Source organism: Methylobacterium sp. J-076, assembly GCF_022829405.1.
Lineage (GTDB): Bacteria > Pseudomonadota > Alphaproteobacteria > Rhizobiales > Beijerinckiaceae > Methylobacterium.
This window is the reverse complement of record NZ_JAKSXW010000146.1, coordinates 1-25,531: the sequence shown is the minus strand read 5'-3', so window position 1 is coordinate 25,531 and position 25,531 is coordinate 1. Positions and strand designations below refer to the sequence as shown.

Here is a 25,531-nt window from a genome sequence, read left to right as displayed (position 1 = left end):
GCGCCGTCACCGGCGCGGGAGATCCGTGTTTCCTCGTCACTTCGGCGGCGTGGTGGCGCTCGGGATGGCGGCGGGGACGTTGGCCGCCTGCTTCTCGGGGTTCTTCACTTGGCTGTAGGCCACGTTGGCGAAGGAGCCGATCACCGTCGGCCAGCTCGGGCTCGCATATTGCGGGTCGTCGCGGCCGACCTTGCAGAAGGCGGTCGTGAGGGCGTTGACGATGTCGTCGTCCGTGGCCTGGGTCGGCTCCGCCTTGATCTGCGGCACGACGCGGACGAGCGTCGGCACGAAATCCTGCTGCTTCAGGCCCGTCAGGCTGTTCTGGATGCCCACCTTGTCGAAGGCCGCCTTCAGCTTGTCCTGCTCGATCTCGGCGCAGGGGGCCGTGCCGGCGAGCATGGTCTTGGTCGCCGCCCGGGCCTCGGACGCCTTGGAACCGGTGACGACCGGCGCCTTGTTGCCCCAGGAATTGCGGATGTAATCCGTGACGTTCTTCACCTCGACATCGGTCATCTGCTGGCCGATGGCCACCATCGGTGCGTAGCCGCTCTGGGCGGCCAGGCCGCCGTAGATCACCCGCAGCACCGTCTCGGGCCCGTCCGACATCACCGAGGTGTTGCCGGCCAGGGCCGGCACCGCGCCGGAGATGCCCTTGCCGTCGGGCTGGTGGCAGGAGGAGCAGTAGGTCAGGTAGGTCGAGGCCCCCGGCGCGTCCTTCGTGTCGAAGGCGGCGAGGTCCTTGGCCTTGTAGGTCTCCTTGGCGGGCACCGTGCGCAGGTAGGCGACCATCGCCTTCAGGTCCTCCTCCTTCACCTTGGAGAGGGATTCCATGATGGTCTGGCGCATCGGGCCGGCGGCGACGCCGGGGAGATCCCCGGGGGCGGTGCCGGTCTTCAGGTAGGTCACCACCTGGTCGTCGGACCAGGCGCCGATGCCCTGATGGCCGTTGGGGGTGATGTTCGGGGCGTACCAGCCGTCGATGACGCCGCCGCCGAAGCGGCCGGCGAAGCTCGAATTGCCCACGAGCTTGTTCTCGTTGTGGCACATGGCGCAGTGGCCGAGGCCCTCGACGAGGTAGGCGCCGCGGTTGACCTCGGCGCTGGCGTTCGGATCGGGCTTGAACCGCGTTTCCGTGAAGAACGCCGTCCGCCACGTCACCAGGGCGGTGCGGACGTTGAACGGGAACGGGATCTGGTTCTCCTGGCGCTTCTCGTTCACCGCCGGGATCGACTGGAGGTAGGCCCAGATCGCCTTGGTGTCCTCGTCCGTGACCTTCGTGAACCAGCCGAACGGGAAGGCCGGGTAGAGATAGCCGACATGCTTGCTATAGCCGGCCCGGAAGGACTTATCGAAGTCCTCGTAGCTGTAGTCGCCGAGGCCCGTTTCCTTGTCGGGGGTCAGGTTCGGGGTCATGATCACGCCGAAGGGCATGTTCAGGGCGTAGTTGCCGGCGAGGTACTTGCCACCGGGCGCCGTATGGCAGGCGGCGCAATCGCCCATGGTGACGAGGTACTTCCCGCGCTCCACGGGGTCTTGGCTGTCCTGCGCCCAGACGGGCGTTCCAAGGATGGTTCCGGCGAGCAGGCCGGACGCAAGGACGAGGCTGCGCTGCATGGCCGGCATCTCCCGGGAGCCAATTTTCAGAAAAGTTCGAAACTATTGCCGCGCGTGAACGCTGGCGATCCTACGATGTTCCTGCCGCGCTAGCTCCGGCCCTGCGGCCAAGCGTCCACCGGCGGGGTCTGACCCGGCCGGAGCGCCTTCCGGCGGAGGGCGAGGTCGGCGCCGTGGGCGACGAGCCCGGCGAGCATCCAGCCGGCGACGACGGGCCAGGGCGCCCCCGTGAGGGCGGCCCGCAGGGCGAGCATCAACGCGGCCCCCGCGGCGAGGGTGGCGGCGAAGGGGGCGAACCGGCCGAAGCCCCGGCACAGCACGAACAGCAGCACCGCCTCGGCCGCGACGCCGACGAGGATCAGATCGACGATGCGGCCCGAGGCGAACAGGCCGTCCATCAGGCGAGGCCCCGGCGGGGGTTCAGCTGCACGATGCGCAGGTTCAGGCAGGCGGCGACGCTCACCCAGGCGAGGTAGGGCAGGTTCATCAGGGCCACGGCGGGGCTCACCCGGCCCACGGCCAGAATCAGCGCCGCGACGGAGAGCCAGAGCAGGGCGATCTCGCCCAGCGCCCAGTCGGGCCGGCGGAGTTGGAAGAACACCACGCTCCAGGCGATGTTGAGGACGGCGTTCACCGCGAAGGCCAGGGCGAGCATCGGCCGGGCGGCCGGCTCCCCGCTCCAGGCGAGGACGCCGGAACTGGCGGTGAGGGCGAAGATCACGGCCCAGATCGGCCCGAAGGCCCAGTCCGGCGGCTTCCAGGCCGGGACGCGCAGGCTCCGGTACCACCCGTCCGTCCGGGTCGCGAGGCCGCCGGCCGCGGCGACGACCACCGCGCAGACGGCGGCCACGAGCGTCGTCTGCCAGTCCGCCTGCGTCAGGAGGTTCACGGCGAGACCCAGCGGAACAGGTGCGCGAGGTCCTTGAAGAAGATCCGCATGTGCGCGGCCGGCTTCGCCCGGACCAGCTCCTTGTTCATGTAGGAGTCCCAGGTGAGCTGCTGCACGTCCTTGTCGCGGCAGATCGAGACGAAGCGCTCCCGCAGGCCGTCGCTGCGGTACCAGACCCACTGCATCATCCCGAGGATCCAGAACACGCGCCCGTGCAGGCGCATGAAGCTGCGGCGGGCGAGGCCCAGGGCCTTGGCGTCGCCGGTGGCGAGGAAGGCCCGCGCCGCCTCGGCCGCGAGCCGGCCGCCGAGCATGGCGTAGTAGATCCCCTCGCCCGAGGCCGGGGCCACGACCCCCGCCGCGTCGCCCGCGAGCAGAACGTCCCGGCCGTTGTCCCAGCGCTTGAGGGGCTTGAGGGGGAGGGGGGCCCCCTCCCGGCGGACGGTCTGCGCATCGGCCAGCCCCGTCGCCTCGCGCAAGGCGCGGACCGAGGAGCGGAGCGAGAACCCCTTGCGGGCGCTGCCCGTGCCGATGCTCGCGGTGTCCCCGTGCGGGAAGATCCAGGAGTAGAAGTCCGGCGAGTGCTTGCCCTGGTAGAAGACGTCGCATCGGGTCGGGCCGATGGCGGCCTCGCCCCTCTCGCCCGCCTGGGGGACGCGGACGATCTCGTGGTAGGCGAAGACCTGCCGCATCTTGTCGTGGCCCGGCACCTCCGCCCGGCCGACGGGGGAGGTGGCGCCGTCGGCCCCGATCACGAGCCGGGCCTGCACCGCGTGGCGGACGAGGGCGTCGCCCTTGCCGGTGGTGAAGTGCACCAGGGCCGGGCCGTCGGCGGGGCGGCTGACCTTCTCGAACGCGGCCTCGCGCAGGTCGGCCCCCGCGGAGGCGGCGCGCTCCCGCAGCCACGGGTCGAAGTCCTTCCGGTCGACCATGCCGACGAAGCCTTCGCCGACCGGCATGTCGACCTCCTTCCCACTGGGCGCGATCATCCGCGCGGCGCGGATGCGGGCGACGAGGAGGTGGTCGGGGATCGCGAAGTCGCGGATCAGCCGGGGGGGGATCGCCCCGCCGCAGGGCTTGATCCGCCCGGGCTTGTCGAGGAGCAGCACGGAATGGCCGGCTCCGGCGAGGTCGGCCGCGGCCGTCGCCCCCGCCGGCCCGCCGCCGACCACCACGACGTCGTAGATCTTGCGATCGGTATCCGATTCGGGCCCGGTCATCGTATCACCTCGCCTCAAAAGCCGGATTGAGCGGAAAACCGGACGGCGCCGCCTCGACGCGGAGGGCGACCGCCACCGCCGCGAGGAACAGCACGCCCTCGGCGACGAACACCGCGGCATAGGCGTGGACCGGCTGGTCCACCACGAGGCGCATGGCATCGACCGCCAGCGCCCCGAGCACCCCGCCGCCGCCGAAGGCGACGCCCTGCGCCGCCCCCCAGACGCCCATGCGGGTGCCGCGCTCCCGCTCGCCCCCGTGTCCCGCCAGCGCCATCATCGAGCCGATGGCGGCGACCGCGTAGATGCCGTTGGCGAAGCCCAGGGCGAAGACCGCCCCGCGGAGGGGGAAGTCCGGCCCGGACGGCCCGCCCGCGGCGATGGCGAACAGGGCGAGCGCCGAGGCTCCGCAGCCGACGGCGCTCCAGAGGCGCAGGGAGGCCAACGCCGTCCCCTTGGCGAGCAGCGTCACCGCCGCGACGAGGAGCATCCCGGCCAGGACGCCCCCGTGCTGGAGCCCGGCGAGCTTGGTCGTCGCGCCCGGCCCCATGGCGAAGACGAGGCCGGCATAGGGTTCGAGGATCAGCTCCTGCGCGCTGTAGGCGAGCATGGAGACGAACACGAAGACCGTGAAGCGCCGGGCCACGGGGTCGGCCAGCACCTTCCTGAGGACCTGCGCGAAGGGCGGCTTGGCCTCCGCCGCCTCCTGGCGCGGGGCCGGCAGCCGGGCCTCGATGCCCGTGACGGCGAGGGCGGCGACGCAGAACGCCACCAGCGACACGCTCCCCGACACCGCCACGAGGCGCAAGACGGTGAAGGGCTCGAGGAAATGGCCGGCCAGCGGCGCGGTGACGGCGAAGCCGAGGATCATCATCACCCAGACCAGGGTCGCCGCCGCCCCGCGCCGGGACGGGGCTACCCCACCGGCCAGCAGAACGAGGAGCGACGTCCCCGCCGCGCCGACCCCGAGGCCGACGAGGAGGAAGGAGAGGGCGGCGAGCGCCAGCCCGGCGGCGAGGTGCGTCTGCGCCAGCGCCGTGCCGCAGGCGGCGCCGAAGCCCCCGAGGCAGAGGGCCGCCATGCCGCCGAGGATCCACGGGGTGCGCCGGCCCGTCCGGTCGGAGCCGTAGCCCCAGCGCGGGCGCAGCACCTGCACCGCATAATGGATCGCCACCAGCAGCCCCGGCACCAGGGCCGGCAGGGCCAGCTCCACCACCATCACCCGGTTCAGGGTCGAGGTCATCAGCACCACGACGCCCCCCAGCGCCGTCTGCACGAGGCCGAGCCGGAGGATGGAGGGCCAGGAGAGATGCGCGCCCATCACGCGCCACCCACGAGCGGGCGGAGGGCGAAGGCGGTGGCGAGCATGCCGAGCACGTAGAGGGTGGTGCCGGTGCCGTTGTACCACGCCGCCCGGCCGCGCGGGTCGTCGAGGAAGCGGACCATCAGCGCCGCCTGCCCGGCGAGCAGCGCCACGATGATCGCGGCGTGCCACGGCCGCCCCCAGGCGAAGAGCAGGCCGATCACCACCACCTGCGGCAGCGCCATGACGAGGCAGGCGAAGCGCGCGGCCCGCGCCGGGCCGAGCTGCACCGGCAGGGAGCGCACGCCGGTCGCGATATCCCCCTCCACGGACTTGAAATCGTTGAGGGTCATGATCCCGTGGGCGCCGATGGAATAGAGCAGGGCGGTGATCAGCACCCGCCAATCCGGCATGGCGGCGGCCATCACCGCCGCGCCGGTGAACCAGGGCAGGCCCTCGTAGCAGATCGCCACGGCCGAGTTGCCCCACCAGCCGTTGCCCTTCAGGCGCAGCGGCGGCGCGGAATAGAGCCACGCCAGCACCAGCCCGAACAGGGCCGCGCCGAGGATCCACGGGCCGAGCGCCGCGGCGACCGCCAGGGACAGGGCGGTCCAGCCCATAGCGAGGTAGAGGCCCCAGCGGCCGGGGATGCGCCCCGAGGGAATCGGGCGGTTCGGCTCGTTGATGGCATCCACGTGCCGGTCGAACCAATCGTTGGCCGCCTGGCTCGTGGCGCAGACCAGGGGACCCGCGAGGACGACCCCCGCCGCGATCACCGGCCATTGCCCGTGGGCAGGCACGCCGGACGAGACGACGCCGCAGCCGAAAGCCCACATCGGGGCGAACCACGTGAGTGGCTTCAGGAGCTCGACGACGGCACTCGGGGCGGGCGTTGCGGCCATGTGCGGAGGCTATGCCAGCCGGCCGGAGTGTCAAGCCAGAATGACACTCACCCCCTCACGTCGCGACAAATTTACCCGCGGGCGGGCGGCGTGGAACCAATGACGGCTTCTTAATTCATAAACTTCGGCGGAGGGCGGCGGGACATCGGCACGCGAGGCGCTTCCCTAGATTGCTTCGCTCCGCTCGCAAGGACGCGGGGCTGAACGTCATCGCGAGCGCAGCGAAGCGACCCAGGGCGGCGGGACGTCGACGAGCGGAGCACTTCCCTGGGTTGCTTCGCTCCGCTCGCAAGGACATGGGGGCTGAACGTCATCGCGAGCGCAGCGAAGCGACCCAGGGCGGCGGGACGTCGGCGAGCGGAGCGCTTCCCTGGATTGCTTCGCTCCGCTCGCAAGGACGGGGGCCGCTGAACGTCATCGCGAGCGCAGCGAAGCGACCCAGGGCGGCGGGACGTCGCCGGACGGGGCACGCTGCGTGAGAACGGCGTCACCCCGAGCGCAGCGGAAACGCCTCAGCCCTCGTCGCCGGGATTGAGGTCGCCGACGCCGTAGCGGCGCATCTTGGCGTAGAGCCCCTGCCGGGAGAGGCCCAGCATCTCCGCGGCCGAGGCGCGGTTGTCCCGGGTGATCCGCAGGGCCGCCTCGATGCAGAGCTTTTCGATGAGATCGGTGGTCTCGCGCACGAGGGTCTTCATCGACACCCGCCCCACCAGCTCGGCCATCTGCTCCACCGAGCGCGGCTCGGCACGGGTGCCGACGTTCAGGGCCGAGCGGGGCGGCAGGGCCCGAATCGAGAAGCCGAGGCAGGCGGGCGAGCCCGGCGCCGCCACGGCCGCGATCTCCACATCCTCCAGGCCGCCGTAGGTGCCGCGCACCACCGTCGCGAAGCGGCGGACGGATCCGTGATCCTGCAGGGTCGCGAACAGGGTCCGCGCCTCGGTCTCGTCGCGGGCGAGCCATTCCTCGATCGGCCGGCCGCGGGCCTGCCCCTCGGCGGCGAGTTGCGCCAGTTCGAGGAAGGCGGCGTTGGCCCAGAGCACCCGGTGCGCGGCATCCGTGACCACGAAGCCCTCGGGCATCGCCTCGATGAGCGCCCGGGTCGGGGACACGCCGGACGGATCCGTGGCCGCCCCCGCGCCCGAATCGCGGCCCGGGATCAGCCGCATGATCGCGCTCGTCCCCCCCTCGCCGCGGAACAGGGAGGCCGAGATCGTGACATCGCCGCGGGTCTGGAGCAGGGCGGCGCGGATATCCGAGGCGTGGCCGGTGGCCCGCAGGGACCCGTGCTGCCCCTCGATGGCGCGCATGCTCGCCGGATCGAACAGCTCCACCGCGTCCACGCCGATTAGCCGCCGCACCGGCCGGCCGAGGAGGCGCGCCGCGGCGGGGTTGGCCTCGATCACCCGGCGCGTGGCGGCATCGACCACCAGCACGGCCTCGCCGCAGATCTGGAACAGGAGGCGGTAGCGGGTCTCGGCGGCGCGCAGGCGGTCGTAGTCGCGCTCCAGGGTCTGCTGGGTGTCCGCGAGCCGGCGCTGCAGCGCAGCGACGGTGCGCATGTCCCGCCCGAGCACGAGGATCGGCCCGTCGGCGGCGGGGCGCAGCGCGGTGTACCGGATGGGCAGATCGATGCCCGTGGGCGAGGGATGGTTGACCTGCCGCCAGCGGGTGATCTCCCCCGGGCCGGCATCGCGCAGCAGCTCGTCCACCTTCGTCCGGCTCTCGACGGTGACGGTGTCCACGAGGCGCCGGCCGAGCCAGCCGCCGATCTTCTCCTCGGAGAAGTCGGCCCCGCCCGTGGCGCCCCGGATCACGCCGTCCTCATCGACGATCAGCGACAGATCGGAGGCAGCCGTCACCGCCAGACCTGCCGCGCTCCCCCCGAGGAGAGCGGCGACCTTGGGCAGGGCCTCGTTGAGGACGGGCTCGGCAGGGCGGGGGCGGAGTGTCACGGATTTCTGTCGCAGTGCGTCGAAGTGTCTACCTTTCAGCAAGCCACCGCCGGTCTGTCCAGCGTTGCTTCCGCGATTCCCGGCGCAGACCACGCATCGGGTGCGTAAGCATCGGCCCCTACTTCGGCCGGACCGGTCCCGGTCCGCGCAAAGTAAGGGCCGCCGACCATGACGAAAAGGGAAGGGTTGCGGGAGACCCGCCGGAGGGCCGGGACCAGCGTCTTCAGCGCGGGCGCGCAGACGTCACAGGAGAGTGACACACCGAGAACGTCATACCAGCCGGATCGCAGCATCTCTGCGGCATTTTCGGGGGAGTGGCCGAGATTCGTCACGTCCCACCCCGATTCGCGGAAGAAGCTCCCGAGGATCGACAGGCCGTAGACATGCGTCTCGCCGGGGCAGGGCATCAACAGGACGCTGCGTCCGCTTGGGCTCGCGGCCCGCTCCATGCCCGCGCAGAGGCGGCGCGTCAGCGTCTGCAGGCGGCCGAGCCCGTCGGTCACCGCCAGGAAATCGCAGGTGTCGTCCTCCCACTTCGTCCCGAGCCGCCGGGCGGCCGGTGCGAGCAGGTCGAGGAGCAGACGGTCGAGGGGAAGGTCGCCGGCCTGGAGGGCGTCCACCGCCGCGTCGAGGTCGAACGGCCCCGGGGCGAGGAGGATCGCGGCCAGGGCCTCGAAGTCGCGCAGGGGTGCGACCGGCGCCGAGCGCCCCGGCCTCCGGTGCGCCATCATGAGTCGGGGAAGGATCTCGGCCTCCACGAGCCAGGCGAGCACGTCGCGGTCGTCCTCCCCATCGCCGGGCAAGCTGGAGACACAGTCCTCACAGAGGTGCCCCTGATCGTCCATCGGCATCCCTCCCGGCATCACGGACTTCTGGTCGAGCCCTGAGCCCTACGGTCGCGTGGTCATTGTCGTGGAACCGTACACACCTGGCCGCCGACCGGCGGAACGGGATCGGCCGGGCTGCGGAAGCTCGGCGACCGGTCCGGAATTCGAGAGCAGCCTACGCCTGAAAACGCCTTTGGCAATGACCGCGGCAGGACACACCTCCTTAAAGTGTCATCCAGACAAAGCGTCAAGCGGGATTGACACTTTTCGGGGGCCAGATAGGTTCGAGGCACCGGAACCGAACGGGGTTCCGGGTTGGCAGGGAAGGGCGCACCCATGGGTCAGCACGACCTCGGTCGCAGGGACCGGCCTGCCGCTCCGCTCTACACGGCCGACGAGCGGAGGAGGCGCGACGCCTCGCCGTGGACCCTGGTCCAGGGCGTGCTCGCCCCCGTCCAGTTCGCGATCTTCCTGGTGAGTCTCGGGCTCGTCCTGCGCACCCTCGCCACCGGCCAGGGCGCGGACGCCGCCCTCGCCTCCGTCGTCGTCAAGACCCTGGCCCTCTACGCGATCATGGTGACGGGCTCGGTCTGGGAGAAGGACGTGTTCGGGCGCTACCTCTTCGCCCCCGCCTTCTACTGGGAGGACATGGTCAGCATGCTCGTGCTGGCCCTGCACACCGCCTACCTCGCCGCCCTGTGGACGGGCTCCCTCGGGGAGCGGGGGCTGCTGCTCCTGGCCCTCGCCGCCTACGCCACCTACGTCGTCAACGCCGGGCAGTTCGTGCTGAAGCTGCGCGCCGCCCGCCTCCAGGGCGCGGGCGCTCCGCTGCCGTCGGCGGGGGTGACGGCATGAACGCGCCCCTCTCCAACACGGCCGCCTGCGGCGGCATCGACCTCCACCGGGAGGACGGCCAGCGGGCGGTGTTCTGCGGCCTCACCGGCATCGTCTGGCTGCACCGGAAGATCCGCGACGCCTTCTTCCTCGTGGTCGGCTCGCGGACCTGCGCCCACCTGATCCAGTCCGCCGCCGGGGTGATGATCTTCGCCGAGCCGCGATTCGCCACCGCCATCATCGACGAGCGCGACCTGGCCGGCCTCGCGGACTGCAACGACGAGTTGGACCGGGTGGCGGCGCGACTCATCGAGCGCCGGCCGGACATCAAGCTCCTGTTCCTCGTGGGCTCCTGCCCCTCGGAGGTGATCAAGCTCGACCTGAGCCGGGCGGCCCAGCGCCTCTCGGCCAAGCTCGGCCCGGTCAAGGTGCTGAACTATTCGGGCTCGGGCATCGAGACCACCTTCACGGAAGGGGAGGATGCCTGCCTCGCCGCCCTGGTGCCGGACCTCCCCGCCGAGGCCGCGGACGCCGCCCCCTCGCTCCTCGTCGTCGGCGCCCTGGCCGACGTGGTGGAGGACCAGTTCCTGCGGCTCTTCTCGGCGATGGGCATCGCGGATGTCCGCTTCCTGCCGGCCCGGCACGCGAACGCGATGCCGGCGGTGGGGCGCAACACCCGCTACCTCCTCGCCCAGCCCTTCCTCGCCGCCACCGCCCGCGCCCTCGACGAGCGCGGGGCGAAGCGGCTCTCCGCCCCGTTCCCCCTGGGGGCCGAGGGCACCACCGGCTGGCTCCAGGCGGCGGCCGAGGCGTTCGGCGTCTCGGACGCGACCTTCGAGGCCGCCACCGCCGCCGGCCGCGCCCGGGCCGAGACGGCGCTCGCCCCCTACCGCGAGAAACTCGGCGGCAAGCGGGTGTTCTTCTTCCCCGATTCGCAGCTGGAAGTGCCCCTGTCCCGGTTCCTGGCGCGGGAACTCGGCTCGGTCCTCGTGGAGGTCGGCACCCCCTACCTGCACCGGGCGCACCTTTCCGCCGAGATCGAGCTTCTGCCCGAAGGCACCCGCGTGACGGAGGGCCAGAGCCTCGACGAACAGCTCGACCGCTGCCGGGCCGCCCGGCCCGACCTGACGGTCTGCGGCCTCGGCCTCGCCAACCCGCTGGAGGCGGAAGGGCTCGCGACCAAGTGGTCGATCGAGCTGCTGTTCACCCCGGTCCAGGGCTACGAGCAGGCCGGGGACCTCGCCGAACTCTTCGCCCGGCCGCTCGCGCGCCGCGCCTTGCTGGAGGTGTAGCGATGCAGCTCACCCTCTGGACCTACGAAGGCCCGCCCCACATCGGCGCCATGCGCGTGGCCACCGCCATGACCGGGCTGCACTACGTGCTGCACGCCCCGCAGGGCGACACCTACGCTGACCTGCTGTTCACGATGATCGAGCGGCGCGACCGCCGCCCGCCCGTCACCTACACCACCTTCCGGGCGCAGGACCTCGGCCGCGACACCGCCGAGCTGTTCAAGAACGCCGTGGCGCAGGCCTACGCGCGGTTCGCGCCGCAGGCGATGATCGTCGGCGCCTCCTGCACCGCCGAGCTGATCCAGGACGATCCGGGCGGCCTCGCCAAGGCCCTCGACCTGCCGATCCCGGTGATTCCCCTCGAACTGCCGGCCTACCAGAAGAAGGAGAACTGGGGCGCCTCGGAGACCTTCTATCGGCTGGTCCGGGCGCTCGCCGGTGCGCCGCAGCCCCGCGAGCCGGGCCGGCGCCCCCTGTGCAACATCCTGGGGCCGACGGCGCTGGGCTTCCGCCACCGGGACGACCTCATCGAGATCCGGCGCCTCCTCGCCGACCTCGGGATCGACGTGAACGTCGTGGCGCCGCTGGGCGCCAGCCCCGCCGACCTCGCCCGCCTGCGTGCGGCCGACTTCAACGTGGTGCTCTATCCCGAGATCGCCCGCGCGGCGGCCGAGCACCTGAAGCGCGCCCTGGGCCAGCCCTTCACAAAGGAGATCCCCATCGGGGTCGGCGGCACCCGGGCCTTCGTGGCGGAGGTCGCGGCGCTGGCCGGCGTCGATCCGGCGCCGGTCCTCGACGGGCCCGGCTCCCGGCTGCCGTGGTACTCGCGCTCGGTCGATTCGACCTACCTCACCGGCAAGCGCGTCTTCGTGTTCGGGGACGCCACCCACGCGCTCGGCCTCGCCCGGGTCGCGGCGAAGGAGCTCGGCTTCAAGCTCGTCGGCCTCGGCACCTACACCCGCGAATTCGCCCGCGAGGTCCGCGCCGAGGCGGAGGCCCACGGGATCGAGGCGACGATCACCGACGACTACCTCGACGTCGAGGCGGCGATCCGCGCCGCCGGGCCGGAACTGGTGCTCGGCACGCAGATGGAACGCCACGTCGCCAAGCGGCTCGGGCTCCCCTGCGCCGTGATCTCGGCGCCGGTCCACGTCCAGGACTTCCCCGCCCGCCATTCCCCGCAGATGGGCTTCGAGGGGGCGAACGTGCTGTTCGACACCCTGGTCCACCCGCTGATGATGGGCCTCGAAGAACACCTCCTCGGCATGTTCCGGGAGGATCCCGAGTTCCACGATGGCGTCGGGCCCTCGCATCTCGGCGGCCAGCCGGCGGTGCGGCCCGAGGCCGTGGACCGGGCGCCGGCCTCCCCCCCTCCGACACCGGCGCCCGTTTCCGTCATCGAAGCCGGCGCCGACGCCATCTGGGCCCCCGAGGCCGAGAAGGAACTGAAGAAGATCCCGTTCTTCGTGCGCGGCAAGGCGCGCAGCAACACGGAGAAGTTCGCGCGAGAGCGGCGCCTTCCGCTCATCACCCTCGAGACCTTGTACGATGCTAAAGCGCATTTCGGCCGCTAGCGCATCCCCCGCTGGATCGGGTGCCGGTTCGGTGTCGGCGGATGGGCCACGCTTCGGAGCGGGAGCCGTGTTCCGACCCAAGGGGTCGGGCGCCGCCCCCCGTCCCGACATCCGCGTCGTCATCGTCACGCTCGACAATCACTTGGCGAGCGCGGTGGAGCGGGCGCGCCTGCGTCTCCGGACCGAGATGCCCGGCTTGCACCTCGCCTTCCACGCCGCCGCCGAGTGGGAGACGGACCCCGCCGCCCTCGAATCGTGCAAGGCCGACATCGGCCGCGCCGACATCGTGCTGAGCGCGATGCTGTTCCTGGACGAGCACGTCCGGGCGATCCTGCCTGCGCTCCTCGCGCGGCGCGAGGCCTGCGACGCGATGGTCGGCTGCCTCTCGGCCGGCGAGGTGGTGAAGACCACCAAGATCGGCCGCTTCGACATGAGCGGCACGAAGCGCAGCGCCCTGGACTTCCTCAAGAAGCTGCGCGGCAAGCCCGGCGCCGAGGGCAACGCCGCCCGCCAGATGGCCCTGGTGCGCAAGCTCCCGAAGATCCTGCGCTTCATCCCCGGCTCGGCGCAGGACGTGCGCGCCTACTTCCTCACCCTGCAATACTGGCTCGCCGGGTCCGACGAGAACGTCTCCGCCCTGGTGCGCTTCCTCGTCCAGCGCTACGCGGCGGGCGCCCGGGCCGCGTGGCGGGACCTCCCCGCCGCCCCGGCGCCGCTGCACTATCCCGAGACCGGCCTGTACCATCCGCGCATGGCGGGCCGCGTCGGCGAGGACGCTTCGCGGTTGCCCCGGAACAAGGCGGCGACGGGCCGGGTCGGCCTGCTGCTGATGCGCAGCTACGTGCTCGCCGGCAACACCGCCCATTACGACGGCGTCATCGCCGCCCTGGAGGCCCGGGGCCTCGACGTGGTGCCCGCCTTCGCCGCCGGCCTCGACAACCGCCCGGCGGTCGAGACCTTCTTCATGCGGGACGGCCGCCCGGCCATCGACGCACTGGTCTCGCTCACCGGCTTCTCCCTCGTCGGCGGCCCGGCCTACAACGATTCGAAGGCGGCGGCGGCGGTGCTGTCCCGGCTCGACGTGCCCTACCTCGCCGCCCACGCCCTGGAATTCCAGACCCTCGAGCAATGGGAGGCCGGCGCCCGCGGCCTCTCGCCGGTGGAGGCGACGATGATGGTCGCCATCCCCGAACTCGACGGCGCCACCGCCCCGAGCGTGTTCGGCGGCCGGTCCATCGCCTCCGGCGCCGACAACGCCCGCGACATGCGCCCCCACCCCGAGCGGGTGGCGCGCCTGGCCGAGCGGGTCGCCAAGCTCATCGCCCTCCGGCGCACCGCGAAGGCCGAGCGCCGGATCGCGGCGGTGCTGTTCAACTTCCCGCCCAATTCCGGCGCCACCGGCACCGCCGCCTTCCTCTCGGTCTACGCCTCGCTGCTCAACACCCTGAAGGGGCTGAAGGCGGACGGCTACACCGTCGAGGTCCCCGAGAGCGTCGATGCCCTGCGCGAGGCGATCCTCACCGGCAACGCGGGCCGCTACGGCACGCAGGCCAACGTCCACGCCCGCATCCCCGCCGACGAGCATGTCCGGCGCGAGGCGTACCTCGCCGAGATCGAGGCGCAGTGGGGTCCGGCACCGGGCCGCCACCAGAGCGACGGCGCCGGCCTGTTCGTGCTCGGCGCGCAGTTCGGCAACGTGTTCGTCGGCATCCAGCCCGCCTTCGGCTACGAGGGCGACCCGATGCGGCTGCTGTTCGAGAGCGGCTTCGCCCCGACCCACGCCTTCAGCGCCTTCTACCGCTACCTGCGCGAGGATTTCCGCGCCGACGCCGTGCTGCATTTCGGCACCCACGGGGCGCTCGAATTCATGCCCGGCAAGCAGACCGGCCTGTCGGACGCCTGCTGGCCGGAGCGGCTGATCGGCGCCCTGCCGAACGTCTACCTCTACGCCGCCAACAACCCCTCCGAGGGGACGCTGGCCAAGCGCCGCTCGGCGGCGACGCTGGTGAGCTACCTGACCCCGAGCCTCGCGGCGGCGGGGCTCTACCGGGGCCTCCTCGACCTGAAGAGCTCCATCGAGCGGTTCCGCGGCCTCGACGCGGAGGCGGGGCTCGAGCGCGCCGACCTCGCGGCGCTGATCCAGTCCCAGGGCGCGGCGGTGGACCTCGTCCCCGCCGAACCCGCCTGGGACGGCGATTTCGTCACCCGGGTCGCCAGCCTCTGGGCGGCGGTGAGCGAACTCGAACAGACGCTGATCCCGTACGGCCTCCATGTCGTGGGCGAGGGCGTGCCGGCCGAGGAGCGCATCGACCTGCTGGCCGCCGTGGCGGAAGCCTCGCACGGGCTGAAGCCCGCGCGGGCCGCCATCGCCGCCCTGGTGGCGGGGGAGGGGGCGGACGCCGCCCTGCGCCTCGCCGGCCTGCCGGCGACGGAGGAGGCCCGCGCCGCCTTCGCCAGCCTCGCCGAGACGAACGCGCTGCTTTCCACGGACCACGAGGTCGCCGGCCTGCTGAAGGCCCTCGACGGGCGGTTCGTGGAGCCGGTGGCCGGCGGCGACCTGCTGCGCAGCCCGGCGATCCTGCCCACCGGCCGCAACATCCACGGCTTCGACCCCTGCCGCCTGCCCTCCGCCTTCGCGGTGGCCGACGGCGCCCGGCAGGTGGCCCGGATCCTCGCCCGCCACGCCGAGGAGGGGAAACCCCTGCCGGAGAGCGTCGCCATCGTCCTGTGGGGCACCGACAACCTGAAGAGCGAGGGCGGCCCCATCGCCCAGGCGCTGGCCCTCCTCGGCGCCGCCCCGCGCTTCGACGGCTACGGCCGCCTCGCCGGGGCCGAGCTGATCCCCCTGGAGACCCTGGGCCGCCCGCGCATCGACGCGGTCGTCACCCTCTCCGGCATCTTCCGCGACCTGCTGCCGCTGCAGACCAAGCTGATCGCCCAGGCCTGCTTCCTCGCCGCCACCGCCGACGAGCCGGTGGAGCAGAACTTCGTCCGCAAGCACGCCCTCGCCATCCAGGCCGAGCAGGGTTGCGACATCGAGACGGCGGCGCTCCGGGTCTTCTCGAACGCCGAGGGGGCCTACGGCGCCAACGTCAACCACCTCGTGGAATCCGGCTCCTGGGACGACGAGGACGAGCTGTGCGAGGCGTTCTCCCGCCGCAAGAGCTTCGCCTACGACCGCACCGGCAAGCCGGCGCCGCAGCGGGCCTTGATGAAGGCGGTGCTCGCCTCCGTGGATCTCGCCTACCAGAACCTCGATTCCGTCGAGGTCGGGGTCACGAGCGTCGATCACTACTTCGACGGGCTCGGCGGCATGGGCCGGGCGGTGGCCCGGGCCAAGGGCGAGGCGGTGCCGATCTACATCAGCGACCAGACCCGCGGCGAAGGCCGGGTCCGCACCCTGCCGGAGCAGGTCGCGCTGGAGACCCGCACCCGGATGCTCAACCCGAAGTGGTACGAGCCCCTGCTCGGCCACGGCTACGAGGGCGTCCGCCAGATCGAGGCGCACCTCACCAACACGGTGGGCTGGTCGGCCACCGCGAACGCGGTGCAGCCCTGGATCTACGAGCGCATCACCGAGACCTTCGTCCTCGACCCGGCGATGCGCGAGCGCATCGCCTCCCTCAACCCCACCGCCTCCGCCAAGGTCGCCCAACGGCTGATCGAGGCTCACAAACGCGGCTTCTGGACCCCTGACGCAGCGACCCGCGACGCCCTCGACCGGGCGGAGGAGGAGCTGGAGGACCGTCTCGAAGGCGTCACAGCAGGAGTGGCCGCATGAACATCGCCATCCGAAACCCCGTCGTGGCGCGGAAGGAAGAGGGCAGCCTGCAGGTCGCCCTCGACCCCGATCTGAAGATCGACACCGCCAAGGTCTTCGCCGTCTACGGCAAGGGCGGCATCGGCAAGTCGACCACCTCGTCGAACCTGTCGGTGGCGTTCTCGAAGCTCGGCAAGCGGGTGCTGCAGATCGGCTGCGACCCCAAGCACGACTCGACCTTCACCCTCACCAAGCGCCTCGCCCCCACGGTGATCGACGCCCTCGAATCCGTGAACTTCCACTCGGAGGAGCTGCGCGTCGAGGACTTCGTGGTCGAGGGCTACAACGGCGTCATGTGCGTCGAGGCGGGCGGCCCGCCGGCGGGCACCGGCTGCGGCGGCTATGTGGTCGGGCAGACGGTGAAGCTCCTCAAGGAGCACCACCTGCTGGAGGACACCGACGTGGTGGTGTTCGACGTGCTGGGCGACGTGGTCTGCGGCGGCTTCGCCTCGCCCCTCCAGCACGCCGACCGGGCGCTGATCGTCACGGCCAACGACTTTGATTCGATCTTCGCGATGAACCGGATCGTGGCGGCCATCCACGCCAAGTCGAAGAACTATCCCGTCCGGCTCGGGGGCGTCATCGCCAACCGCTCGGCCAAGACCGACGAGATCGACCGGTTCAACGACGCGGTCGGCCTGAAGCGCCTCGCCCACTTCCCCGACCTCGACGTGGTGCGCCGCTCGCGGCTCAAGAAGTCGACGCTGTTCGAGATGGAGTCCTCCCCCGAGCTCGACGCCGTGACCGCCGAGTACATGCGGCTGGCCGAGACCCTCTGGGCCGGCGGCGAGCCCTGCGAGGCGGCCCCGATGAAGGACCGCGACCTGTTCGAGTTCCTGGGCTTCGACTGATCGAGGGGTTCGACTGATGGCCAGCGCCAGCTACGACGCCCGCCGGGGCGAACTCACCACCTACTTCGACCGCACCGCGGTCGAGGCGTGGTCGCGCCTGACCTCGGACGCGCCGGTCAGCAAGGTCCGGGCGACGGTCCGCGCCGGGCGCGACGCCATGCGCGCCACGCTGCTCGCCTGGCTGCCGGCGGACATGACCGGCCTGCGGCTCCTCGATGCCGGCTGCGGCACGGGTTCGCTGTCCGTGGAGGCCGCCCGGCGAGGGGCCGAGGTGGTCGCCATCGACGTGTCGCCGACGCTGGTCGGGCTCGCCCAGGAACGCCTCCCGGCGATCCCCGGCGCCGGCCGCATCGACTTCCGCGTCGGGGACATGCTCGACCCCGGCCTCGGCCGGTTCGACCATGTGGTGGCGATGGATTCGCTGATCCATTACCGCCCCGCCGACATCGCCCGCGCCCTGGCCCGCCTCGGGGAGCGGACCGACGGCTCCGTCCTGTTCACCGTGGCGCCCCGCACCGCGCTGCTGACCGTGATGCACGCGGCCGGCAAGCTGTTCCCCCGGGGCGACCGCTCGCCGGCCATCGTACCGGTGACGGAGCGAGGGCTCCGGCGGCGCATCGCGTCGGAAACCGCCCTCGACGGCTTCGCCTGGGCGAAGAGCCACCGGATCAACAGCGGGTTCTACCTGTCGAACGCCGTGGCGCTGAGCCGAACTCTCCCTCCCCCCCCTGCGGGGGAGGGTACCCTGCGCGGCAGGGGGGGAGAGGGGAGCGCGGTGTCCGGAAGGGACGTGGCGCTGGGTTCTGCACCGTCGCTCCCCTCTCCCGACCCCCTTCGGGGGCCACCCTCCCCCGCAGAGGGGGGAGGGAACGCGGCACCGGGAAGGTCCGCCCCATGAGTTCCGGCCGCGTCCTCACCCGCGCCCTCATGCGCCTCACCCCGTCGATCCTGCCCTTCGCGGATGCGGCGACCGCCGAGCTGCCGATGGGGCGGTTGCTGCGGCTCGCCCTGTTCCAGGTCACGGTGGGCATGGCCGCCGTGCTGCTGATCGGCACCCTCAACCGGGTGATGATCGTCGAACTCGGCGTGCCCGCCTGGATCGTCGCCGTGATGCTGTCGCTGCCCCTCATCTTCGCGCCGCTGCGGGCGCTGGTGGGGTTCCGCTCGGACACACACCGCTCGGTGCTGGGCTGGCGGCGGGTTCCCTACATCTGGTTCGGCACCCTGCTGCAGTTCGGCGGGCTCGCCATCATGCCCTTCGCGCTGCTGATCCTGTCGGGCGACACCACCGGGCCGCTCTGGGTCGGCGACGTGGCGGCGGCGTTGGCCTTCCTGCTCGTGGGCGCCGGGCTCCACACCACGCAGACCGTGGGGCTGGCGCTCGCCACCGACCTCGCCCCGGCGCACGCCCGGCCGAAGGTGGTGGCGCTACTCTGCGCCGCGCTCCTCGTCGGGATGATGGCCAGCGCCGTGATCTTCGGGCTGGCGCTGGCGACCTTCTCGCAGGTGCGGCTGATCCAGGTGATCCAGGGCGCGGCCCTCGTCACCATCGTGCTGAACGGGCTGGCCCTGTGGAAGCAGGAGCCGCGCGACCCCCATCGCAGCCGCGAGGCCCCCCGCCAGACCTTCTCGGATTCCTGGCGCGTCTATGCCGGGCACGGCCAGGCGCGGCGGCGCCTCGTGGCGATCGGCCTCGGCACGGCGGGGTTCTCGATGCAGGACATCCTGCTCGAACCCTATGGCGGGCAGATCCTGCACCTGCCGGTGGGCGCCACGACGGCGCTGACCGCGATGCTGGCGGCGGGCGGGGCGCTCGGCCTGCTGATGGCCGCCCGCTGGCTGAACCGGGGCGGCGACCCGTTCCGGGTTTCGGCGGCGGGGGCGGGGATCGGCATCCTGGCCTTCTCGGCGGTGGTGTTCGCCGCGCCGCTCGCCTCGCAGAACCTGTTCGCGGTCGGCGTCAGCCTGATCGGCCTCGGGGGCGGGCTGTTCGCCCACGGCACGCTCACCGCCTCCATGGACAAGGCTGGCCCGGAGGATACCGGCCTCGCCCTCGGCGCCTGGGGAGCGGTGCAGGCCACCGCCGCCGGGCTGTCCATCGCCGCCAGCGGCATCGTCCGCGACGTCGGCGCGGCCATCGCCCAGACCGGCGTGCTGGGCGAGGGGATGAACGAGCCGGCGATCGGCTACCTCATCGTCTACCACATCGAGATCGCGCTGCTGTTTGCCGCCCTCGTCGCCCTCGGGCCGCTGGTGCGCAGCGCGGACCGTCACCGTCTCATCGAGCGAACCGCCTGAACCCAGGGGGAGGATCACATGCCCACAGGTGCCTTGACCGGATACGTCGACGTCGCACAGGTCGTACTCTACGCGTTCTTCCTGTTCTTCGCGGGTCTCGTCTTCTACCTGCGCCGGGAGGACCGGCGCGAGGGTTATCCCCTCGAGGACGAGGCGGTGGGCCTGCGCCACTCGCCCAACCCGTTCCTCATCCCCTCCGCCAAGAGCTTCCACCTGCCGGGCGGTGAGACCACCTTCGCCCCCCAGGCGATGCAGGGCCGGCGGGACATCGAGACCGGCATCCCGGCCCGGAAGGTCGAGCCCTGGCCCGGCGCGCCCTACGAGCGCACGGACGGGTCGCTGGCGGCCGGCGTCGGCCCCGGCTCCTACGTCATCCGCCACGACGTCACCGACAAGACCTGGGAGGGCATCGACCGGATGGTGCCCCTGCGGGTCGCCACGAACTTCGTGGTCCACGAGACCGGCCCGAACCCCATCGGCATGACCGTGTTCGGCACCGACAACGCGGTGGCGGGCGTCGTCGCCGACCTCTGGGTCGACCGGGGCGAGTCCCTGGTGCGCTACTACGAGGTCGAGCTGCCCGATGGCGGGCGGCGGCTGATGCCGTCCGTCTTCTGCCGGGCCGGCGGCTTCACCCGGACGGTGAAGTCCGAGGCGCTGCTGGCATCGCAGTTCGCGGGCATCCCCGTGACGAAGAACCCCGATGCGGTGACGTTCCTGGAGGAGGAGCGGATCATGTCCTACTTCGGCGCGGGCACGCTCTACGCCACGCCCGAGCGGGCGGAGCCGATCCTATGAGCGGCGACTTCCTCCCCGAGGGCACCCTGCGCGGGCTGCCCGGGCCCCTGCCGCGGGGCGAGCGCCTGCTGTGGCAGGGCGCGCCGACGACCGCGGGGGCGTTCGTGCGGGTGTTCCACGCCCGCCTCGTCGCCCTGTGGTTCTGCGCCTGGGCGAGCATCTTCGCCGCGGGCGCCGCGTCGCCGGCCCGGGCGGCGATGGTCGGCGGGGCGGTGCTGCTGACCGGCGCCGCCGCCCTCGCCCTCCTGTGGGGGCTGGCGTGGCTGACCCACCGCACCACCGTCTACACCATCACCGACCGGCGGATCGTCCTCCACGCGGGCATCGCCCTGCCGGTGACGCGCAACCTGCCCTTCGCCGAAGTGGACAGTGCGTCGCTGCGGACCTTCTCCGATGCCAGCGGCGACATCCCGCTGCGGTTGCGGACGGGGCAGAGGATCGCCTACCTTCAGCTCTGGCCCCACGTCCGGCCCTGGCACCTGTCGCGGACCGAGCCCATGCTCCGGTCCGTGCCCGAGGCCGAGTCGGTGGTCCGGCTCCTGGCACAGGCCCTCGTGGCCCATGCCGAGGATGCGGCCCCGGCGATGCCGGTGGTGGTGGTGGCGCGGCCGGCGCAGACGGCACCCCGCCTCGTGGCGGCGGAATAGGGAGAGGATGCGATGGGCGGAGCGATCCGTAGGCAGGAGGTCGGGCCGGTGCCGGCCCTGCTCCTGATCGGCGCGGGGGCGCTCATCGGCTTCACGATGCTCGCCGTGGCCATCGGCCGGGGCGAGGGCGTCGGCCTGACGCAGCTGCCCGCCGCCAAGGCGCTGGCGCGCCTCGATTTCCAGGCCGAGGACCAGGCCGACGGCTCCATCGCCCTGCGCGATGCGGGCGACCGGCACATCGTCGCCTGGATCCGCCCCGGCGAGGACGGCTTCCTGCGCGGCACGCTGCGCGGCCTCGCCCAGGCCCGCCAGCGGGACGGGCTCGGCCGCGAGCCGCCCTTCAGCCTCACCCGCTACGACGACGGGCGCCTCGACCTGTCCGACGAGGCCACCGGGCGGCACGTGCCCCTCGAAGCCTTCGGCTCCACCAACGCCCAGGCCTTCGCCCGGCTGCTTCCGGAGCAGGGCGGGCCGGCGGCGGAGGCCCGCTGATGGGCTGGCCCGGCTCCCGCACCGTCACGGTGCCCTGCACGGTCGAGATCGAGCACACGCCCGAGAGCCTGCACGCGCACGTCACCCTGGATGCCGGCTTCGAGATCGAGCCCGGCGACGAGGTGCAGGTCCACGATGCCCCGACCCAGGTGGCCTACGGCGAGCGCCTCACCGTGGCCCGCACCGCCACCGTCATACGCGCCGGCGCGCTCGAGCGCGCCTGGACCAAGCTGATCGCCCATCTCGAGCTGACCGAACTGTTCGAGGTCAGCTTCTCGGAAAGGAGGACGCTGTGAACGCTCCCGTCCCGCCCCCTTCGGGCCAGCCGATCCCGAAGACCCCGCTCAACGAATCGACCAAGGTCGCCCAGGAGACGACGTTCCTGAGCCCGCGCTTCTACACGACCGATTTCGCCGAGCTGGACCGCACGAACGTCGAGCCGGTCCGCCGCGACTGGGACGTGCTGATCGCCGAGCTGAAAGCCGACCCCAACAAGCGCCACTTCACCCGCAACGAGGAGTTCGACTGCGACCTGTCGGCCATGGAGCCGGAGCTGCGCAAGGAGTTCCTGGACTTCCTCGTCTCGTCCATCACCGCCGAGTTCTCGGGCTGCGTCCTCTACGCGGAGATGCGGAAACGCGCCAAGAACAAGGACATCAAGGAGCTGTTCGGCCTGATGAGCCGCGACGAGGCCCGCCACGCCGGCTTCATCAACGACACGCTGAAGGATTTCGGGATCGGCGTGGACCTCGGCTTCCTGACGAAGTCGAAGAAGTACACGTTCTTCAGGCCGAAGTTCATCTTCTACGCGACCTACCTGTCGGAGAAGATCGGCTACGCCCGCTACATCACGATCTACCGGGAGCTGGAGAAGCACCCCGAGCGGCGCATCCACCCGATCTTCAAATGGTTCGAGAAGTGGTGCAACGACGAGTTCCGCCACGGGGAGGCCTTCGCCCTGCTGATGCGGGCGAACCCGAAGCTGACGAGTGGGGTGAACCGCTACTGGATCCGCTTCTTCCTGCTCGCGGTGTTCGCGACGATGTATGTCCGCGACCATCACCGCCCCGCCTTCCACGCGGCGCTCGGGGTGGATCCCACCGACTACGACTACAAGGTCTTCCGCATCACCTCGGAGATCTCGAAGCAGACGTTCCCGCTCGAACTCGACATCGACCACCCGAAGTTCCGGGCCGGGCTCGACACGCTGCTCGCGCATTCCCGCGGCATCGCGGCGGCCAAGGCGAAGGGCGGCCTCATGGGCAAGCTCGCGCACGGGCGCCACGTGGCCGGCGCGGCGCTGACCTTCGTGCGGCTCTACCTGCTTCCGGTGAAGGCGAACGCGCTGCCCGCCGACATCCGTCTCGAGCCGGTCTGGTAGCATGGCGACATACGCCGCCCCCGTCGTCTACGCGGTGCTGGTCTGGTGGTTCTCCACCGGGCTGATCCTGCTCCTCGACCACGCCCCGCGCCGCACCCATCCGTGGAGCATGGCGGGGGCGACGCTCCTGCTCGCGGGGGCCCTGGTGGCGGTGCGGGCGAGCGCCGGGGACACGGGCGGCGGCGGCGCCTACACCGCCTTCACCGCCGCGCTGGTGGTCTGGGGCTGGCAGGAGATGAGCTACTACATGGGCTTCGTCTCCGGCCCGCGCCCCGCCGCCTGCCCACCCTCCTACCGGGGGCTCGACCGGTTCCTTGCGGCGCTCGCCACCAGCCTGTGGCACGAATTCGCGATCATCGTCGGCGGGCTCGCCATCCTGGCCCTCGTCTGGGGCCAGCCGAACAAGTTCGCCCTCTGGACCTACGCCACCCTGGTGGTGATGAACCTCTCGGCGCGGCTGAACCTGTTCCTCGGCGTGCGCAACCTCCATGCGGAGTTCCTGCCGGACCACCTGGGCTACCTCGCCTGCTACCTGACGCGGGCGCCGATGAACCGGCTGTTCCCCCTCTCCGTCACGGTGGGGACCGGAGCGGCGGTGCTCCTCGGGCGGGCGGCGATGGCCGACGCGGTGCTGGCGCACGAGCTGATCGGCTTCACCGCCCTCGCCACGCTGATGGCGCTGGCGACGCTGGAACATTGGTTCATGATGCTGCCGCTCCCCTCCGCCGCCCTGTGGCGGTGGAGCCTCCCGGGGCGGGGGCTCGACGGGGCGCGGGGCGCGCCGGACTGATCCACCACGCACGGCGCCCGCATGTCGCGGGCGCCGCACACCCCTCGATTTGGAATTTGTCGTATGCGAATTCTGGAACGGGACGGACTTAACGGAACAAGCGGGTCCAACCCGCGGCAACCGGGGAGTAGGGGAATGGACTACGAGGCCTTCTTCGGCACCGAGATCGCCGGCCTCCACCGGGAAGGACGCTACCGCGTCTTCACCGATCTGGAACGCCATGCCGGCCGCTTCCCGCATGCCACCCACCACCACGGCGGCGGCACCCGGCCGGTCACCGTGTGGTGCTCGAACGACTATCTCGGCATGGGCCAGCACCCCACGGTGCTGAACGCGATGCACGAGGCCCTGGACCGCTGCGGCGCCGGGGCGGGCGGCACCCGCAACATCTCCGGCACGAACCACTACCACGTGCTGCTGGAGCGGGAGCTGGCCGACCTGCACCGCAAGGAGGCGGCGCTGCTGTTCACCTCCGGCTACGTCTCGAACTGGGCGGCGCTCGGCACGCTGGCCTCGCGCCTGCCGAACTGCGCGGTGTTCTCAGATTCCGAGAACCACGCCTCGATGATCGAGGGCATCCGGTTCAGCCGGGCCGAGCGGCACATCTTCCGCCACAACGACCCCGAGGACCTCGACCGCAAGCTGTCGCTGATCGACCCGTCCCGGCCGAAGCTCGTCGCGTTCGAGTCGGTCTACTCGATGGACGGGGACATCGCCCCCATCGGCGAGATCTGCGACGTGGCCGAGAAGCACGGCGCGCTGACCTACCTGGACGAGGTCCACGCGGTGGGCCTCTACGGGGCGCGCGGCGGCGGCATCTCCGAGCGCGATGGGGTGGCCCACCGCCTCGACGTGATCGAGGGTACGCTGGGCAAGGCCTTCGCCGTCCATGGCGGCTACATCACCGCCTCCGAGAAGCTGTGCGACTTCGTGCGCAGCTTCGCCTCCGGCTTCATCTTCACCACCTCCCTGCCGCCCTCCGTGGCGGCGGGGGCGGCGGCCTCGATCCGCCACCTGAAGGACAGCGGCGCCGAGCGCGCCCGCCATCAGGAGCGCGTGGCCAAGGTCCGCGAGGCCCTGGAGGCCGCCGACATCCCGACCATGCCCAACGACAGCCACATCGTGCCGGTGATGGTCTGCGACCCGGTGCTCTGCAAGGCGATCTCGGACACCCTCCTGGACGAGTTCGGCATCTACGTGCAGCCGATCAACTACCCGACCGTGGCCCGGGGCACCGAGCGCCTGCGCATCACGCCCTCGCCCCTTCATTCGGACGAGGATATCGGCCATCTGGTCGATGCCCTCACCACGATCTGGGGCCGCATCGGCCTTCGTCAGAAGGCGGCGGAGTAGGGAACCCGTCGCCCGACCCTCCCCCCTCATCCTGAGGGGCCCGCGCGAACGGGCCTCGCAGGAGCCTGACCGAAAAGCCGATCACTCCCATCAATCCCCCTCATCCTGAGGGGCCCGCGCGAGCGGGCCTCGAAGGAGGGCTCCAGAAGGCCCTGCGATCCCTGGAGGCCTCCTTCGAGGCCTTCGCTCCGCTTCGGCACCTCAGGATGAGGTCGAGTGTGGAAGAATCGCTGACTTCTCGGTCAGGCTCTCAGGATGAGGGCGGTGAAGCGAGCGAGGTCGCCCTTCAACCTTGAGCGTATCCGTGCCCCCCTTTCCCTTCTCGGCCATCGTCGGCCAGGACGAGATGCGCCAGGCGCTGCTGATCGCGGCGGTGGACCCTGCGGTCGGCGGCGTGCTTGTCTTCGGCGACCGGGGGACGGGCAAGTCCACCGCGATCCGCGGCCTCGCCGCCCTTCTGCCGCCGATGACGGCGGTGGCCGGCTGTCCCTACAATTGCGACCCGGCGAGCCCGGCGGACCTCTGCCCGCACTGCGCGGCGGGCGGCCCGCGAAAATCCCAGAAAAAGCCCGTGCCGGTGGTGGACCTGCCCCTCGGCGCCACCGAGGACCGGGTGGTCGGCACCCTCGACCTCGAACGGGCACTCGGCGCCGGCGTGAAGGCGTTCGAGCCGGGGCTGCTCGCCCGCGCCAACCGG

At 71.7% G+C, this 25,531-nt stretch carries 23 protein-coding genes; 15 read left to right on the top strand and 8 right to left on the bottom strand.

Features of this window, described 5'->3' with window-relative positions; genetic code table 11:
• Positions 1-36: 36 nt before the first annotated feature.
• From MKK53_RS21110 to MKK53_RS21075, 8 genes are all read right to left on the bottom strand, one after another.
• Entirely contained in the window at positions 37-1,614 is a 1,578-nt protein-coding gene (locus tag MKK53_RS21110; RefSeq protein ID WP_243930735.1) for a cytochrome c, read from the bottom strand.
• A gap of 89 nt (positions 1,615-1,703) precedes the next feature.
• Positions 1,704-2,012: a hypothetical protein gene (locus MKK53_RS21105; RefSeq protein ID WP_243930734.1), complete on the bottom strand. Its 309-nt coding sequence runs from the start codon at positions 2,010-2,012 to the stop codon at positions 1,704-1,706.
• A complete protein-coding gene (locus tag MKK53_RS21100) occupies positions 2,012-2,503 on the bottom strand; it encodes a TspO/MBR family protein (RefSeq protein WP_243930733.1) in 492 nt (163 codons plus the stop codon). Before MKK53_RS21100 ends, MKK53_RS21105 begins: the two co-directional genes overlap by 1 nt.
• Positions 2,500-3,723, bottom strand: coding sequence for a geranylgeranyl diphosphate reductase (locus tag MKK53_RS21095; protein ID WP_243930732.1), 1,224 nt, complete (start codon positions 3,721-3,723; stop codon positions 2,500-2,502). The genes MKK53_RS21100 and MKK53_RS21095 overlap by 4 nt, the downstream gene beginning before the upstream one ends.
• 4 nt (positions 3,724-3,727) lie before the next feature.
• Positions 3,728-5,041 (bottom strand): BCD family MFS transporter, encoded by a 1,314-nt coding sequence (locus MKK53_RS21090; RefSeq protein WP_243930731.1) that lies wholly within the window; start codon positions 5,039-5,041, stop codon positions 3,728-3,730.
• Positions 5,041-5,925: a chlorophyll synthase ChlG gene (chlG, locus tag MKK53_RS21085; RefSeq protein WP_243930730.1), complete on the bottom strand. Its 885-nt coding sequence runs from the start codon at positions 5,923-5,925 to the stop codon at positions 5,041-5,043. Before chlG ends, MKK53_RS21090 begins: the two co-directional genes overlap by 1 nt.
• A gap of 512 nt (positions 5,926-6,437) precedes the next feature.
• Positions 6,438-7,877 (bottom strand): transcriptional regulator PpsR, encoded by a 1,440-nt coding sequence (ppsR, locus tag MKK53_RS21080; protein ID WP_243930729.1) that lies wholly within the window; start codon positions 7,875-7,877, stop codon positions 6,438-6,440.
• Positions 7,878-7,912: 35 nt separating this feature from the next.
• A complete protein-coding gene (locus MKK53_RS21075) occupies positions 7,913-8,722 on the bottom strand; it encodes a B12-binding domain-containing protein (RefSeq protein ID WP_243930728.1) in 810 nt (269 codons plus the stop codon).
• 318 nt (positions 8,723-9,040) lie between these two features.
• On the opposite strand from MKK53_RS21075, the gene bchF reads away from it, so the two are divergent.
• The 15 genes from bchF to MKK53_RS21000 form a co-directional block, all read left to right on the top strand.
• Positions 9,041-9,559 carry a 2-vinyl bacteriochlorophyllide hydratase gene (gene bchF, locus MKK53_RS21070; RefSeq protein WP_243930727.1) on the top strand — a complete coding sequence of 173 codons (519 nt, stop codon included), beginning with the start codon at positions 9,041-9,043 and terminating at the stop codon, positions 9,557-9,559.
• A complete protein-coding gene (locus MKK53_RS21065; protein ID WP_243930726.1) occupies positions 9,556-10,830 on the top strand; it encodes a ferredoxin:protochlorophyllide reductase (ATP-dependent) subunit N in 1,275 nt (424 codons plus the stop codon). The genes bchF and MKK53_RS21065 overlap by 4 nt, the downstream gene beginning before the upstream one ends.
• Before the next feature lie 2 nt (positions 10,831-10,832).
• Entirely contained in the window at positions 10,833-12,404 is a 1,572-nt protein-coding gene (gene bchB, locus MKK53_RS21060) for a ferredoxin:protochlorophyllide reductase (ATP-dependent) subunit B (RefSeq protein ID WP_243930725.1), read from the top strand.
• The gene (locus tag MKK53_RS21055) at positions 12,379-16,185 is read left to right on the top strand and encodes a magnesium chelatase subunit H (protein WP_243930724.1); all 3,807 of its coding nucleotides are present in this window, start codon (positions 12,379-12,381) and stop codon (positions 16,183-16,185) included. The genes bchB and MKK53_RS21055 overlap by 26 nt, the downstream gene beginning before the upstream one ends.
• Complete coding sequence (gene bchL, locus MKK53_RS21050) at positions 16,182-17,075, top strand: ferredoxin:protochlorophyllide reductase (ATP-dependent) iron-sulfur ATP-binding protein (protein WP_243930723.1); 894 nt, start codon at positions 16,182-16,184, stop codon at positions 17,073-17,075. Before MKK53_RS21055 ends, bchL begins: the two co-directional genes overlap by 4 nt.
• Before the next feature lie 16 nt (positions 17,076-17,091).
• Positions 17,092-17,973: a magnesium protoporphyrin IX methyltransferase gene (bchM, locus tag MKK53_RS21045; RefSeq protein WP_243930722.1), complete on the top strand. Its 882-nt coding sequence runs from the start codon at positions 17,092-17,094 to the stop codon at positions 17,971-17,973.
• Positions 17,970-19,373 (top strand): BCD family MFS transporter, encoded by a 1,404-nt coding sequence (locus MKK53_RS21040; protein ID WP_243930721.1) that lies wholly within the window; start codon positions 17,970-17,972, stop codon positions 19,371-19,373. Before bchM ends, MKK53_RS21040 begins: the two co-directional genes overlap by 4 nt.
• 18 nt (positions 19,374-19,391) lie before the next feature.
• Complete coding sequence (puhA, locus tag MKK53_RS21035) at positions 19,392-20,171, top strand: photosynthetic reaction center subunit H (protein WP_243930720.1); 780 nt, start codon at positions 19,392-19,394, stop codon at positions 20,169-20,171.
• The gene (puhB, locus tag MKK53_RS21030; RefSeq protein WP_243930719.1) at positions 20,168-20,818 is read left to right on the top strand and encodes a photosynthetic complex putative assembly protein PuhB; all 651 of its coding nucleotides are present in this window, start codon (positions 20,168-20,170) and stop codon (positions 20,816-20,818) included. Before puhA ends, puhB begins: the two co-directional genes overlap by 4 nt.
• A gap of 12 nt (positions 20,819-20,830) precedes the next feature.
• Positions 20,831-21,310 carry a photosynthetic complex assembly protein PuhC gene (gene puhC, locus MKK53_RS21025; protein ID WP_243930718.1) on the top strand — a complete coding sequence of 160 codons (480 nt, stop codon included), beginning with the start codon at positions 20,831-20,833 and terminating at the stop codon, positions 21,308-21,310.
• Positions 21,310-21,606, top strand: coding sequence for a hypothetical protein (locus MKK53_RS21020; RefSeq protein WP_243930717.1), 297 nt, complete (start codon positions 21,310-21,312; stop codon positions 21,604-21,606). The genes puhC and MKK53_RS21020 overlap by 1 nt, the downstream gene beginning before the upstream one ends.
• Positions 21,603-22,691: a magnesium-protoporphyrin IX monomethyl ester (oxidative) cyclase gene (gene acsF, locus MKK53_RS21015; protein ID WP_243930716.1), complete on the top strand. Its 1,089-nt coding sequence runs from the start codon at positions 21,603-21,605 to the stop codon at positions 22,689-22,691. Before MKK53_RS21020 ends, acsF begins: the two co-directional genes overlap by 4 nt.
• Position 22,692: 1 nt before the next feature.
• The gene (puhE, locus tag MKK53_RS21010) at positions 22,693-23,481 is read left to right on the top strand and encodes a putative photosynthetic complex assembly protein PuhE (protein WP_243930715.1); all 789 of its coding nucleotides are present in this window, start codon (positions 22,693-22,695) and stop codon (positions 23,479-23,481) included.
• A 135-nt stretch (positions 23,482-23,616) separates the two neighbouring features.
• Positions 23,617-24,834, top strand: coding sequence for a 5-aminolevulinate synthase (hemA, locus tag MKK53_RS21005; protein ID WP_243930714.1), 1,218 nt, complete (start codon positions 23,617-23,619; stop codon positions 24,832-24,834).
• Positions 24,835-25,138: 304 nt separating this feature from the next.
• Positions 25,139-25,531 (top strand): ATP-binding protein (locus tag MKK53_RS21000; protein WP_243930713.1); only part of this gene is annotated, 393 nt, incomplete at its 3' end.

Excerpts from the sequence above, each read along its gene's own strand:
- MKK53_RS21110 (WP_243930735.1), bottom strand. The coding sequence starts at position 1,614 with ATGCAGCGCAGCCTCGTCCTTGCGTCCGGCCTGCTCGCCGGAACCATC.
- MKK53_RS21105 (WP_243930734.1), bottom strand. The coding sequence starts at position 2,012 with ATGGACGGCCTGTTCGCCTCGGGCCGCATCGTCGATCTGATCCTCGTC.
- MKK53_RS21095 (WP_243930732.1), bottom strand. The coding sequence starts at position 3,723 with ATGACCGGGCCCGAATCGGATACCGATCGCAAGATCTACGACGTCGTG.
- MKK53_RS21090 (WP_243930731.1), bottom strand. The coding sequence starts at position 5,041 with ATGGGCGCGCATCTCTCCTGGCCCTCCATCCTCCGGCTCGGCCTCGTG.
- chlG (WP_243930730.1), bottom strand. The coding sequence starts at position 5,925 with ATGGCCGCAACGCCCGCCCCGAGTGCCGTCGTCGAGCTCCTGAAGCCA.
- MKK53_RS21075 (WP_243930728.1), bottom strand. The coding sequence starts at position 8,722 with ATGGACGATCAGGGGCACCTCTGTGAGGACTGTGTCTCCAGCTTGCCC.
- bchF (WP_243930727.1), top strand. The coding sequence starts at position 9,041 with ATGGGTCAGCACGACCTCGGTCGCAGGGACCGGCCTGCCGCTCCGCTC.
- MKK53_RS21065 (WP_243930726.1), top strand. The coding sequence starts at position 9,556 with ATGAACGCGCCCCTCTCCAACACGGCCGCCTGCGGCGGCATCGACCTC.
- bchB (WP_243930725.1), top strand. The coding sequence starts at position 10,833 with ATGCAGCTCACCCTCTGGACCTACGAAGGCCCGCCCCACATCGGCGCC.
- MKK53_RS21055 (WP_243930724.1), top strand. The coding sequence starts at position 12,379 with ATGCTAAAGCGCATTTCGGCCGCTAGCGCATCCCCCGCTGGATCGGGT.
- bchL (WP_243930723.1), top strand. The coding sequence starts at position 16,182 with ATGAACATCGCCATCCGAAACCCCGTCGTGGCGCGGAAGGAAGAGGGC.
- bchM (WP_243930722.1), top strand. The coding sequence starts at position 17,092 with ATGGCCAGCGCCAGCTACGACGCCCGCCGGGGCGAACTCACCACCTAC.
- MKK53_RS21040 (WP_243930721.1), top strand. The coding sequence starts at position 17,970 with ATGAGTTCCGGCCGCGTCCTCACCCGCGCCCTCATGCGCCTCACCCCG.
- puhA (WP_243930720.1), top strand. The coding sequence starts at position 19,392 with ATGCCCACAGGTGCCTTGACCGGATACGTCGACGTCGCACAGGTCGTA.
- puhB (WP_243930719.1), top strand. The coding sequence starts at position 20,168 with ATGAGCGGCGACTTCCTCCCCGAGGGCACCCTGCGCGGGCTGCCCGGG.
- puhC (WP_243930718.1), top strand. The coding sequence starts at position 20,831 with ATGGGCGGAGCGATCCGTAGGCAGGAGGTCGGGCCGGTGCCGGCCCTG.
- MKK53_RS21020 (WP_243930717.1), top strand. The coding sequence starts at position 21,310 with ATGGGCTGGCCCGGCTCCCGCACCGTCACGGTGCCCTGCACGGTCGAG.
- puhE (WP_243930715.1), top strand. The coding sequence starts at position 22,693 with ATGGCGACATACGCCGCCCCCGTCGTCTACGCGGTGCTGGTCTGGTGG.
- hemA (WP_243930714.1), top strand. The coding sequence starts at position 23,617 with ATGGACTACGAGGCCTTCTTCGGCACCGAGATCGCCGGCCTCCACCGG.